Origin of the sequence: Streptomyces sp. DG2A-72, from assembly GCF_030499575.1 — a bacterium.
GTDB lineage: Bacteria > Actinomycetota > Actinomycetes > Streptomycetales > Streptomycetaceae > Streptomyces.
The window spans coordinates 187295-199924 of sequence record NZ_JASTLC010000001.1 but is presented as its reverse complement, the minus strand read 5'-3'; the positions used below and the strand labels follow the sequence as shown (position 1 = coordinate 199924).

8 protein-coding genes and 2 pseudogenes are annotated in these 12630 nt (G+C 71.4%); 1 reads left to right on the top strand and 9 read right to left on the bottom strand.

Going from position 1 to position 12630, the window contains the following annotated elements:
- Window positions 1–76 precede the first annotated feature (76 nt).
- Together efeB and QQY66_RS01075 are read right to left on the bottom strand one after the other, a co-directional pair.
- Complete coding sequence (efeB, locus tag QQY66_RS01080) at window positions 77–1300, bottom strand: iron uptake transporter deferrochelatase/peroxidase subunit (RefSeq protein WP_301977118.1); 1224 nt, start codon at window positions 1298–1300, stop codon at window positions 77–79.
- Entirely contained in the window at window positions 1297–2514 is a 1218-nt protein-coding gene (locus tag QQY66_RS01075; RefSeq protein ID WP_301987095.1) for an EfeM/EfeO family lipoprotein, read from the bottom strand. Before QQY66_RS01075 ends, efeB begins: the two co-directional genes overlap by 4 nt.
- A gap of 433 nt (window positions 2515–2947) precedes the next feature.
- On the opposite strand from QQY66_RS01075, the gene QQY66_RS01070 reads away from it, so the two are divergent.
- Entirely contained in the window at window positions 2948–3805 is an 858-nt protein-coding gene (locus QQY66_RS01070) for an acyl-CoA thioester hydrolase/BAAT C-terminal domain-containing protein (protein ID WP_301977117.1), read from the top strand.
- On the opposite strand, the pseudogene QQY66_RS01065 reads toward QQY66_RS01070, so the two are convergent.
- The 7 genes and pseudogenes from QQY66_RS01065 to QQY66_RS01035 form a co-directional block, all read right to left on the bottom strand.
- Window positions 3780–4374, bottom strand: a pseudogene (locus QQY66_RS01065) (ATP-binding protein). The gene QQY66_RS01070 and the pseudogene QQY66_RS01065 sit on opposite strands and share 26 nt — an antisense overlap.
- Window positions 4371–5129 (bottom strand): hypothetical protein, encoded by a 759-nt coding sequence (locus tag QQY66_RS01060; protein ID WP_301977116.1) that lies wholly within the window; start codon window positions 5127–5129, stop codon window positions 4371–4373. Before QQY66_RS01060 ends, QQY66_RS01065 begins: the two are co-directional and overlap by 4 nt.
- A 124-nt stretch (window positions 5130–5253) precedes the next feature.
- Window positions 5254–7179, bottom strand: a complete 1926-nt coding sequence (locus QQY66_RS01055; RefSeq protein ID WP_301977115.1) for a glycosyltransferase family 39 protein — start codon at window positions 7177–7179, stop codon at window positions 5254–5256.
- 51 nt (window positions 7180–7230) lie between these two features.
- On the bottom strand, window positions 7231–8304 hold the full coding sequence (locus QQY66_RS01050; protein ID WP_301977114.1) for a hypothetical protein: 1074 nt from the start codon (window positions 8302–8304) through the stop codon (window positions 7231–7233).
- Window positions 8305–8335: 31 nt separating this feature from the next.
- The gene (locus QQY66_RS01045) at window positions 8336–8818 is read right to left on the bottom strand and encodes a poly-gamma-glutamate biosynthesis protein PgsC/CapC (protein ID WP_301977113.1); all 483 of its coding nucleotides are present in this window, start codon (window positions 8816–8818) and stop codon (window positions 8336–8338) included.
- A 241-nt stretch (window positions 8819–9059) separates the two neighbouring features.
- Window positions 9060–10248, bottom strand: a pseudogene (gene pgsB, locus QQY66_RS01040) (poly-gamma-glutamate synthase PgsB); the annotation flags it as partial.
- Window positions 10249–10266: 18 nt separating this feature from the next.
- Window positions 10267–12603 carry a HAMP domain-containing protein gene (locus QQY66_RS01035; RefSeq protein ID WP_301977112.1) on the bottom strand — a complete coding sequence of 779 codons (2337 nt, stop codon included), beginning with the start codon at window positions 12601–12603 and terminating at the stop codon, window positions 10267–10269.
- Window positions 12604–12630 lie beyond the last annotated feature (27 nt).

Sequence of the window (12630 nt, the reverse complement as noted above, 5' to 3'; positions counted from 1 at the left end):
GACGGGCGAGAGAACGTTCGGTCAGGAAATCCTCATGGTCTTTTTGGCTGTTCTTGACCGGTATGGGTCGGCGAGATCAGGCCATCATGCCGCGTCCCAGCCAGTCGGATGTGTCCCTGACACCGGGCAGGGCGAAGAAGTAGCCGCCGCCGAACGGGGTGATGTAGTCGACCAGCGGTTCGCCGGCCAGCCGTTTCTGCAAGGTCTCGAACTGCCGGGCCAGGTCCTGCTGGTAGCAGCAGAACAGCAGGCCCATGTCGAGGTTGCCGTTGCTGTCCATGCCGAGGTCGTAGTTGTAGGCGCGGCGCAGGATGCGCTGGTCGTCGGTGGCGGGGGTGCGCGGGTTGGCCAGCCGGATGTGGCTGTCCAGTGGGATCACGTCGCCCTTGGGGTCCTGGGGGTAGTTGGGGGTGTCGGCCTCGTGGCGGCCGTCCAGGGGCGCGCCGGTGTCGCGGGCGCGGCCGAACATCCGCTCCTGCTCGGTGATTGAGACCCGGTCCCAGAACTCCACCAGCATGCGGATGAGACGTACGACCTGGTAGCTGCCGCCGGTCGCCCAGTCCGGCTCGCCGCTGTCCCTGCCCACCCACACGAGGCGGTTCATCTCGCGGGCGTCGCGCACGTCGGGGTTGGCGGTGCCGTCCTTGAAGCCCATGTGGTTGCGCGGGGTGCCGGAGGGGCGGGGCGGGCTGATGAAGCCGTCCATGCGCCAGCGCACCTGCATGCCGCCGCGGGTGTGCCGGGTGACGTCGCGCAGGGCGTGCAGCACCGTGTCCGGGTTGGCGGCGCAGAACTGCACGCTCAGATCGCCGTGGCACCAGGCGGCGTTGAGGTCGTCGTCGGGGAATGAGGGCATGGCGGTGAGCCGGTGCGGCCTTCGGTTCGCGAGGCCGTAGCGGTCGTCGAAGAGGGAGGCGCCGACGCCGACAGTGACGGTCAGATGGTCGGCCGGGATGGTCGTGCCGAGGGTGCCGGAGTCGGTCGGGGGAGCAGTGATGCCGAGCGAGTCCGGGCTGCCGCCGGTGGTGAGGAAGCGGGCCCGGTCGGTGAGGGTACACAGCAGGTCGGTCAGTTCGTCGCGGCTTTCGGCGGTGGCGTCGAAGGACAGGAAGGCGGTGGCGCGTTGGGCCGGGGTGGTGATCCCGGCCTGGTGCATGCCGTGGAAGGGCACACGTCTGCTCGCCTGGTCCGGTGCGGCGGCGGAGGCGGCGCCGTGGTCGGCGGCCACGAGTCCGGTGCCGGCCACGGCTGCCGCGCTCGCCAGGAAGCCCCGGCGGCCGACCTTGTACACCGGGTTCACGCGGTCCTCCGTACGTCGGTGAGGGCGGCCACATCAGCGAGCCGCTCGACCAGTTCGCTCAGGTCCGCGTCGACCTTCTCCCGCTGCGTGCGGGTGAGTTCGGCCAGCGGGGTCCAGCGGCCGTTGTGGTCGAAGCCGTCGAGCGTGTGCTGGGTGCGGTCCACCCAGGTGTCGAGGCCGGGCAGGCCGGTGTCGCGGGTCTTGAGCAGCGGGCGCAGGTACCCGAGCAGCACCCGGGTGCCGTCGAGGTTGGCGCGGGCGGTGGCCAGGTTGGTGCCGCTGCCGTAGTCGGTGCGGCCGGTCAGCTCGAACTGCACGGTGTTCTCCAGGATTTCGTGCGCGCGCAGGCCGACGTCGGCCGGGTCCATCCGCTGGGTGGGCCAACTGTCGCGCAGCGCGCGTACGGCCTTGGCGAGCCGGTCGGCCGGGCCGCGCAGGCTGCCGGCCGACTCGCCGTGCCAGAGGCCGTACTCGAGCCGGTGGAACCCGGCGAAGTCCGGGTCGTGGACGCCGCCGGACAGCCCGGCCGTGGTCCCGTTGATCGACGAGTCGGCGTCGCCGAAGGTGCCGTACGCGGCGCCCATCCGCTCGTACACCAGGTGTGCGGGCAGCCAGGCGGCACGGGCGGCGGAGAGGTCGCCGCGGACGACGGCGTCGCGCAGTACGTCGGTCTTCTGCGCCAGCTCGACGGTGCGGGCTTGGATCCATGTCTGGTATGCGAGCGTGGGCGGGATGAGGTCCTGCTGGGAGACGGGAACGGCCGCCGGGCCGCTCTTCACGTCGGCGCCGGTGATGTGCACGGTGGGGCCGGTGACGGCATCCGCGTCGTCGGGCAGGCACTTGAAGGCGAACGAGCCGTCGCCGAGGACCACCGGCATCGGGCGGACGGTGCCCGGGGCGAGCCCCTCGACCTCCCCGTACACCGCGCCCGTCTTCGGGTCGGTCAGATACACCTCGGCCGCCGTACTGGAGGTGTTGCGCAGGTCGAACACTTGGCGGCCCGCAGCGGGGTGCGTCCAGCCGCGTCCGCAGCCGGAGGGGGCGACCTCGACGGTGGTGTGCCGCAGGCCGTCGGGCGCGGTCGGTGCGGGCGTGCCGGCACCGGAGCCTCCGGCCGTCAGCACGCCCGCAGTAATCGCCGCCGCGGCCACCAGGGCGCCGCCCGCGAGCAGCACCATGCGCCGCCGGGTGGCGGGGCCGGGCGGGGGCGGCATGGGGCCGGACACGACGTCGGCGTCAAGGGCGGTTTCGGGCACGCCGGGCCTCCTGGGAGTCGTACGAACGAGGCGGCGCTGACGAGCCTAAGCAGGCCGCAGAGCCGCAACCTCGTTCCTGACCAGGTCCTGACCAGAGGAAAAGCCAGAATTCGTCCGCAGTTCACCCGTTGCCCGATAGTGCCATGGGCTACCCGGTCACCTGGGTGGGGCGGCATTCAGCGGCCCCACCCAGGCGACTCCAATCGGCTCCATTCTGCAGGTGGTCGGTGAAGATCCGGCGACTTGAGGTGGCCCCGGAGAGCGGCGTCATGTGGGACCGCAGGATTGCCTCTGCTGGCGGCTGTGCGGGGCCGGGGTGCGGTCGGTCTGGGACGGGCGACGAGGCCGATTAGGCTGTGCTGAGCGGCTGAGGCGGACCGACAGGGGCCATGTGGATGTCACTGAGCGCGAGCTGACCGATCCTTGGGAAGGCGTTTTGGTCGCTCCTGCCCGCGGCAGCGACATCGGCGTTCTGGTTCTGGCGGGTTCCAGCGGGCGCGTCGAACGGGAGAGAACACACATCCTCGCAGAGCAGGGCATGACTGCCTTGTCGATCCGCTGGTTCGGCGGGCCGGGGCAGTCCCCGGGAATCTGCGAGATCCCCCTGGAGATCTTCACCACCGCCGTCGACTTGCTCCAAGCGAATGGGGCGGAACGCATCGGCATCCTGGGTTACTCAAAGGGGGCTGAGGCAGCTCTGCTTACGGCGGTGCACGATCCGCGCGTGGACGTGGTCATCGCGCTGTCGCCCACGTCTCGCGTCTGGTGCAACATCGGACCAGGCTGTGACGGAGCGCAGCACCCCTATCGATCGTCCTGGACCTGGCGAGAGCAGGCGCTGCCTTTCATTCCGATGGATGATTCGTGGACTCCCGCAGAGCCGGGCAGCGGGCCGGTCGCCATCCGCGGATGGTACGAACGCAGTGAGCTGACCTTCGCGCACCTGCTCCCTCCAGCTGAGATCCCCGTGGACAAGGCTCGGGCTGATCTCCTGCTGGTCGCGGGCGGCGACGACGCGATGTGGCCGTCGCTTCCCTTCGCCGAACAACTGGCCAGGCGCCGGCGCTCAGCCGGGACCACCGTGCGTCTGGTCGCCCGCCACGATGCCGGCCACCGCCTGCGGCTTCCAGGCGAGAGCCCCGCGTCGGCATCCGCGCGATTCCTGTACGGAGGCACGCCCGAAGCTGACGCACTTTTGGGGGCGGCTGCCTGGCCCCACATCCTCAGCATGCTCCGTAGTGATGGCTGACTCTCTCGTGTTGATCGCGTCTGATGTTGAGCGGCCGTTTCTTGCTTCGTCCCGTTGTGCGGGCCAGGCGGTAAGAATCGGTGCCGGTCTCGATCAGGGTGGCGTTGAAGGTGAGCCGGTCCACGATCGCCGCACAGAGCCGTGGATCGGTAAAGGTCTTGGACCAGCCGGTGAACGCCTCGTTGGAGGCGATGGTCTTGCCCAGCTGCTTGTCGTCGGCCGCCTCCACCAGCTCGTTCACCAGGGCGGCGGCGGTCGTGTAACGGACGCGGTAGCCGGCCGTAGCGGCAGCGGTGCCCAAGCCGATCAACAGGTGGGACTTGCCCGTGCCGGAGTCCCCGGTCAGACACAGCGGGTAGCTCTTGGTGATCCAGTCGCAGGTGGCGAGATTCGCACTCGGCCATCAGCAGCTCGGCGAGGAAACCCGCGTAGGAGAGCCCTTCGCGTTCGGCGCGGGCGATGGTGTCTGCCGCCTGGGTCCGCATGGTGGGCAGCCGGACCATACGGCAGGCGGTGTCGATCGCGGCGTCGGACGCTCGGGCGGTCAGGGCGTGATGCGTGCTGGTCATGACGAGTCCATCCGGCGCAGGTGGAGCAGTTCGTCCCATTCCTCCAGGCGGGGCAGCGGGCGGGCGTCTTCGGGCAGGGAGCTGGCCAGGCGGCGCGCGGTGAGGTGGCTGACCTGGGGACCGGACGGCTCGAATGGGTCGGACGGTGCCGGGGCGGCGCTGACGGTGGGGGCCCGGCCGCCGGCCTGCGCGGCCTTGCGGGCCTCCAGCGCGACCGCGTCCTCGCTGCGGGTGCCCAGCGCCACCGCGGCGCGAAGGCCGGCGATCACGTCGGCGTGCTGCTGATGGCGGTGCAGCAGCAGGATCCTGACCAGGGCTTTCGTCTCATCGCTCGCGCCGAGCTGCTGCTTGGCCAGAGCCCAGAACGCCTCGTGCTCGGCGGTGAAGGTGCCCTCGGCGCGGGCCTGGTGCAGCGCCTCGGAGCGGTCCAGGGCGCCGGACTTGCGCAGCAGCACCTCCAGATAATGGTCCAGAACCAAGTGCTCCAGCCCCCGGCCGGCGAGCCGGACGTGGCGAGCGATTTCGCGGCGGTTGTCGAAGACGACCAGCATGTCGCCGCTCAGGTGGACGGTGACCCGCGGCTGGAAAGCCATCGCCGTCTCGAACGGTTCCGGCGGCAGCGGCAGCAGGTGCGGCGCCTCCCGCACCAGACCCCGGTGCACCCCGTACTTCCGCGACAACGCCCGGATCGACAGCCCCAGCTGCCGGCTGTCGCGGCGGATCCGGTCAAACAACTCCTGCTTGGACAAGGACATCCACAGCACGCCGCCCTGGCCAGTCACCCGGAGGCGGGGCCCTCGGTGACGCAGCGGGCATGGTGGCGGGGCCTGCAAACCAGTGTCGGAGGCTTGGCCAGATCAAGCGTGAACACTGCGCCGGTCAGCCAGCCTTCGGACGGCAGTCATAGAGGGTGAACCTCCCATCCGTCCGACGCTTTTCGTATGCGCGTGAAGACAAGCGTGAGCAGTGGCCCTTGACCCAGGTGGTCGTCTGGGTGCTCGGTCGCTGGGTCGTCAGCATTGCGTAGCGGACCTGGTGCTCGCCCACGAGCGTGCTCAGCTGCGCCGCGGTCGGGAAGGGCGTCAGCCCGGTGAAACCGCCCATGACCAGCAGCGGATCGGAGGCGGCCCGCAGCAGGGGCTCGGCGGTGTACGCGGCTTGGGCGGCCAGCAGGTACTTCTCGCCGCTCCGATGGGCCGTCAGATAGGCGAGCAGGGCCTTGTCGCGGGCGCTCGGCGTGGAAAGCCCGGTGGTGATCACGGGTTCGTGGCCGTGCAGGTCGGCGTAGTGGCCGCCGACCGGGCCGGCCAGTGGGGAGGTGGCGGCCCCGGCGTAGAGCGGGTCGATGCTGGACACCGCCCAGGCCGTGGGGAGGACGAGCACGGCGGCGACGCCGGCGGCCAGGCCCCAGGCCCGCTGCCGGGGCCCCGTGCGCGGCCCGCGCTGTGACAGCGCGGCGACGCTGCACAGGGCGAGCATCACGACCACGGGCAGCAGCCAGGTGGTGAAGAGGGTGTGCGCGTCCAGCAGCAGGGCCCAGCCCGAGGTCAGCGCGATTGCCGCGGGCAGTACCGCGCGATGCCAGGCGGCCCGCGGTTCCCGGTACTCCTGCCAGAAGACGGCCAGGCCGCCGCCGCTCAGCGCGGCGAGCGCGGGGGCGATGACGGCGGTGTAGTAGGCGTGGTTGCCGTTGGAGGTACTGAAGACGGCGACGTGCAGGGCCAGCCAGCCGCCCCACAGAAGGAAGCCGGCCCGCGCCAGGTCGCCGCGCGGCTGCCCGGCCCGCCACAGCACGCCCAGCAGCGCCGCCAGCACGGCCAGCGGCAGGAGCCAGGCGATCTGAGGGCCGACGGTGTGGTTGACCAGCATCCCCCACCCGGTGTTGCCGGTGGTGCGGCTGGCGGACGTGCCCGGTACGGCTCCCAGCGCGCCGGGGTCACCGCCGAAGCGGCTGATGCCGTTGTAGCCGAAGACCAGAGTGAAGGGGTTGTTGTTGGTGGTGCCGTCCAGGTAGGGGCGGTCGGCCGGGCGCGTCGCCAGCACCAGCAACAGCCACGAAGAGGAGACCGCCAGCGCGGTGGCGCCCAGCAGGGCCGCCCGCCCGACGCGACGCAACGCCCCGCCCGGGGCCGCCAGCAGGTAGACCGCCACGAAGACCGGCAGCACAAGCCACGCTTGCAGCATCTTCGCCTGGAAGGCCAGGCCGACCCACATGCCGCAGGCCAGCAGCGGCACCAACCGTCCGCTGCGCGCCGCCGTCAGGAGCGACCCGGCGGCCAGCACCAGCAGCAGGGTGAGCAACTCGTCCGGGATGGTGGCCCGGTTGAGCACAGCCGTCGCGGGAGTGGCGATGAGTGCCAGCGCCGCGATCAGGGCGGCCAGCGGCCCGGCCCAGGCGCGCACCGTCCGGTGCAGCACGTAGATGCTGAGCACGCCCTCCATGACGTGCGGCAGCGCCACCGCCCAGGTGTGCGGGCCGAAGAGCCACACCGAGACCGCGTCGGGCCACAAGCCGCCGGGTGTCTTGTCGATGCTGATCGTGCCGCTGGGGTCGAGGCCGCCGAAGAGGAACGCCCGCCGGCTGGTGGCCATGGAGCGGATGGCCGCGCCGTAGTAGGGGTGCACGGCGGCGCGGTTCAGGCCCCAGCCGTAGAGCAGCGCGGCGGCGGCGAGCACGCCGAACAGGCTCGCGCGCTCCCAGCGCGCGGGGGCGTCCCACCCCGCGTCGAGGGCGTCGCTGCGGCGGGAGCGGTCGGCCCTGCGGCGGTGCGCGCCGGTTTCCCGGGCACGGGGAGCGGTGGCCATGATGGGGTCGTCCTTCGTGCGGTGCTGGTCGGCTCGGGGCGGTAGGTACCGCTACAGGCGGCGGGCGGCGCGGAAGCCGTGGGCGTAGAAGTCGGTGCCGTCGAGCAGGGCGTGGCCGGCGAGGTCACCCATGGTGGGGCCGTTGGCGGCGGAGCGGCTCGAGTAGAAGCGGGGGCGGCCCCCGTTGTCGAGGCCCAGGTACGTCCCGCAGTGGTCGATGACGTTCGGCTCGTTCTTGATGATGGCGAAGAAGACCAGATCGCCGGGTTGCAGCACGCCGAGGTCGGTGGGCTGCTGACCCTTGTTGGGAATGAGCAGTTTCCCGGGGCCGTAGGCAGCGATGGCGTAGGCGCGGCGGGGCAGGCCGACGCCCGCGGTATTGGTGTTGTGCATGGGTATGCCCATCCGGTAGCCCCACACCAGACGCTGGAAGCCGGAGCAGTCCACGTCGCCGTAGCGGGCTTTCTCCGGCTCGACGCGGCTGCCGTCCGGGAAGGTCCACGGAATACCGAGGTAGTCGTAGAAGTCGGACTGCTCGTCGTGGTAGCCGAAGTCCAGCGAGGATCCGACACCTGGATTGCGGGGCCCGAAGTGGGCCGTGCCGGCGTAGCGCAGCCCGGCGGAGTCGTGCTTGTCCGGCGCCCCGGCGCTGCTGTACTGGAACGCGACCGCGAAGACGTCCGGGCTGGTGTTGCCGAGCGCCTTGAGGAACCACCCTTTGAACCAGGGGCTCTTCTCCCCGCCCTGCCGCCACTCGCTGGGCAGGACGCGCACCCAGGCGTCCGTGGTGACGGTGGCTGTGGTCGTGCGGGGTTCGCTGAAGGTGCGGGAGGGGCCGGTGAGCACGGCCGTGCGCGCCCCGTCGGTGAAGGTGGCCACGATGCTGCCGTCGGCGTCGCGTACGACGGTGCGGTCCGGGTTGCCGAGCCGCTCGAACCGGTGGTCGCCGGTGCGCCGTCCCTCGGGCACGGAGCCGTCCACTTCGGGGATGTTCGCGCCGGTGCGGTGCTGCCAGGCGTATGCGCCGCCCGCGCCTGCCACAGCGAGGCCGGCGAGGGAGCCGAGGACCTGGCGGCGGGTCAGGCCGCCGTCCTTGCGGTGACTGGACCCGGAGTCGGGATTCATCTCGTCCTCCTGGAGCGTGCGAGGCGGCGGGTCAGGTGGTGGGCACGGCGCCGAGCAGCAGCCCCGCGACGATGATCACGTAGGTGGCCAGGGTCACGGCGGTGGTGGAGAGCACGGTCGCCCCGAAGGGCTGGCGGACGAGCTGGTACGAGATCAGGCCGGGCACGATGAAGCCCAACGTCTGCGAGGTGTACAGCAGCGGGAACTGATGGTTGAGCGCAAGCATCACGGCGGTCTGCATGACCACTGCGCACACGACCACCGCGGCGAAAAGCCGCTTGCCGTAGAGGATCACGTTGCGCTGCAGCAGCCGGGTCGCGCCGTAGGTGAGCGCGGCCACGCCGACCATCATCGCCGCCAGCTGCACATGGGTGACTAGTGTCAGCGCCACCCAGCCGGGGGTGATCATCCCGCCGGGTGAGAGGTTGGTGGTCAGGTAGCACACGAGAGAGAAGACCAGGCCCAGCGCGATTCCCAGCGCGGCGACCTGCGGTGTGAGGTTGGCGGATATCACTGCTGGTTCCTCATCGGCTGGTACGGGTCCGCGAGCCGTCCGGCTCTGGTTCGGACCGGTCGGTGTCCGGGTGCGCGTACGGGCGGTTCAGTCCACGGTGGCCGGGGATGTGGATGCCGTGCGCCGGGGTCTCCAGCGGCGCCACCCAGCTGAAGGGCTCGGGCTCGGGCGGGCTGGCCACCGCGATCTGCAGGGTGTCCTCGCCCAGACGCCCGGGGTTCGGCGCCGGGGTGAGCGGCTCCTCCGAGTCGTCCAGCGGCAGCTCGGCGAGAATTTCCAGCAACAGCTCGCCCTGGCCGTGGATGTTGCCCACCGCCACAAGCGACGAGGCCGGGCCGAGCTCGGCCAGGACGGCCTCGGTCAGCTCCCGCGGGTCACGGCGGTCGCCGCCCAGGTCGATCACCCGGCCGGCGAACGAGGACGGGATGGCGTCCTTGGCGCTCTTGGTCGGATGGCCGATGAGGAAGACCGCGTTCGGGGCCGAGGTCGGGGATGATCGCGCCCATCTGACCGTTGCGTTCCACCCGATCCGGGCGGCAGTTGACGACCACGTTGAGCGGGCGGCGGATCGCACCGAGATCCAACAGCTGACGGACGTTCATCAGCGTCGACTCCGGATCGTTGGCGGCGAAGACGTTGGCGAACCGCAGTCGTTTGCCGTCGTGCGTGCGGTAGCGCTCGACGGAGAGCACGCCCGGGTCCGGCGGCGCGTCCCACATGCCCTTGAGCGCCGTCTTCCGTTCGACACCCAGCAGTTCGGCGACGGCCAGCGCGATGGCCACGTTCTCCTTGAACGTGAACCAGCTGAAGCCCCGCAGTTCCGCGTCGCTGACCGTCTCCGGATCCACCGCGATGAGGCGGCAGTTCCGCTTCTGGGCCTCTTCCCGCAGGATGTGCAGCCGCTCCTTCTCCGCGGTGACGCACACCCCGCCGACCGGCATCGAGCGGGACAGCGAACGGGCGACGTCGTCCAGCGTGGGGCCCATCTCGGCCAGGTGGTCCTCGCGGACGTTGCACAGCACGCCGATGGTGGAGCGGATCAGCTTCTCCTGATTGACCTCCTGCAGCGCGGGCATCACGGCCATGCACTCGATCACCAGTGCGTCCGGCGTGTACGCCGCCGCCCGTCGCACGATGCCGATCTGCTCCACGATGTTGGCCAGACCGAACTTGCGGTAGACCGGCTCCTCGGTGGCGTCCGGGTGGATGAAGCGGGCGGCCGTGCCGGTGGTCTTGGCCACCGTCACCAGCTCGCCTCCGCGCAACGCCCCTGCGCACAGCCGGGTGATGGAGGACTTGCCGCGGATGCCGTTCACCAGGACCCGCACCGGGATCTGATCCAGCGCCGCGTAGTGCCGCCGCTGCTCGATGACACCGGCTGTCAGCAGCACGGCGCTGCTCAGCAGCACCATGATGTAGAGGAAGAGCACTTCAGCCCGCCTTAGTGTTCACTGCGCTGGTGTGTACTCGGCCGTGACCGGCGACGAGGCTTCCGTGCGGGTTACGGCAGGCAATGTCGTCCCCGACCGGGCCTGGTCGGCAAGCGCCTGCCGGATCTGCTCCAGACTGCGAGTGACGGAACCGGTCTCGTCGTGGTTCACCGGGTACAGCACGGTGCGGCGGTCGCCGCCCGCCAACCGCTCGGCGAGTCGCGCCAGGGCTCGCAGGGGTCGCACCACCACGATGTGCACCCAGCTCAGGCAGGCCACCCCCACTGCCAGCCCCAGCAGCCCGGCCAGCATGGTCATCCGTTCGGCCCGGAAGACCGGCAGGCGCAGCGAGGCGGCCGGCTTGGAGGTGACGACCCGCCAGCCCAGGCCCGCGGCCGGACCGGCCTGAGCCAGTGGCGCGGCGGCGGCCACGGACATCGCCCGCGAGACGCCCGAGGAGGTCAGCACCGCGCCGGTTGCGGTGCCGGCGGAGCCGGGCGCCCGGGTGCGGTCGGCGAGCCGCCTCAGCCCTGGGCCGGACAGCGGCTGGAACGCCCGGAAGCCCACGCCGGCGGCCAGTACCTTGTCGTGGCTGTCCGTCAGCCACACACTGCCCAGGCCGGGCTCGGGGAGCCGACCGTCGAGCACCTTCACGTCGATCTCGCCGAAGATCGCCACACCGGGAGCCTTCGCCGTCGCCGCCGGGATGTGCGCGTACGCGGCGATGGCCGGGATCTTTCCGTACGTGTTGACGCTGGTGATGCCGCTGCCGTCCGGGACATGGACGATGGTGCGCAGCGGCGTCTGGCCGACCCGCAGCACGATGGCGCCGGCACGGTCGAGCAGGTAGAGCGAGCGGTACTGGCCGTGGTCGGCCAGCGTCTTCCGCAGCACCTGGCGCTGCTGGGCCGTGCTCTTGCCTTTCAGCGACACGGAGACGTCGACCAGGTCGGTGTACGACTGGTCGAGCGACTGCCGCACCCGGTAGGCCGCGTACTGGGTGCGCGTCTGCTGGCCGGCGACCACGCTCGCGGGCACGGAGGCGGGCGTGTCCACCTGGTTGACGACGAAGAGCATCGGGGCGGCCCAGGCGGTGACCAGCAGAGCGCAGCAGGCCACCAGCGCCCGGGTCCCTGGCCCCCTCGGGGCAAGGATCTCCTCCGGCGTGTCCGTACCGAGCAGTTGTCGCCGCAGGGCCTCCAACGCTCTGCCTGTGCGGCGCGGTTCCCCGTATGCGGGCACCGGTACGGGCCGCGACAGGTCCTCGGAGGCGAGCGGGTGCCGACCGACGGCGCCCCGGGCGAGGCGGGCGGCGGACAGGTGCAGCCGCAGCAGCGGGCGCTGCACGGCGAAGACGAGCAACAGCCAGGTCACCACGGCGATGGCGGCGAGCGCGCCGCCCGTCAGCAGGGCGATCCGCAGATAGTCGGTGGACTGGGCGGTGAGCGGGACGGACTGCGCGGTCACGACCGTCAGGTGGAGCCCGCTGGTGTCGACCGCCGCCCAACCAGCCACGGTGCGCGTGCCGGTGGCGGTGGCGCCGAGCAGGCTGCCGGAGGCGTCGCTCCGCCATCCGGAGGCTCCGGCGGCCCGGGCTGCGGTTCGGGGCAGGGTCCGGTCGGTGCCGGAGGGAGCCTGCCCGCCGGTAGCGGTCGCCAGGACGGTGCCGTCGCCCCCCGCCAACCAAGCGACGCGGCCGCCTCCGTGTACCGCGGGCGCCGGCAGTGGTTCGAGGACCACCACCAGCCAGTGCCTGGTCTGCTGGTGTGTTTGGTCCTGGCTCTGGTCGGCGTTGGCGTCCTGGCTGCGCTCGGGCACCGTGAGCCGGGCGAAGTAGAGGATGCGGGCGCCGGAGACGGCGGTCACGAGCCGCGGCGGGACGGTGGTGCTCTCCGTGTCTGCGGCCAGGTCATCCACGCCGATCCCGGCGAGCGGCACGGTCCCGCCGCTCGCGGCCAGCAGTTGGCCGGTGGCCGGATCGACCAGGGCGGCGCCGCGCACCAGTCGACGCCCGGCGACGACCGCCTTGAGGGCCGTCGCGGGCGCGGTCGTACGGGGCGGGGTGTATGCCTGGGCAGCACGGCGCAGCGTGCTCGCCTCCGCGCTGATGGAGCCCCGGACGGACACGGCAGCATCCGCGGCGATCTGCTGCTCGGCGTCCCGCACCGCAAGCGGCACCTGCTCGCTGGGGATGGAGCCGAGGGCGTAGACGGTGAGTCCGGCGACCGAGAGCAGAAGCACCATCAGGATGGCGACCGGCGGGCGGACGCCACCTACGAGCGGCATGTCGGCGCGGCGGCGAGTGCGGTGTCGTCGCGGCGCCCGGGCGTAGTTGGGCAGGGCGGATCCTCTCACAGCGTCGACAAGCACCTGCAAAAAGCC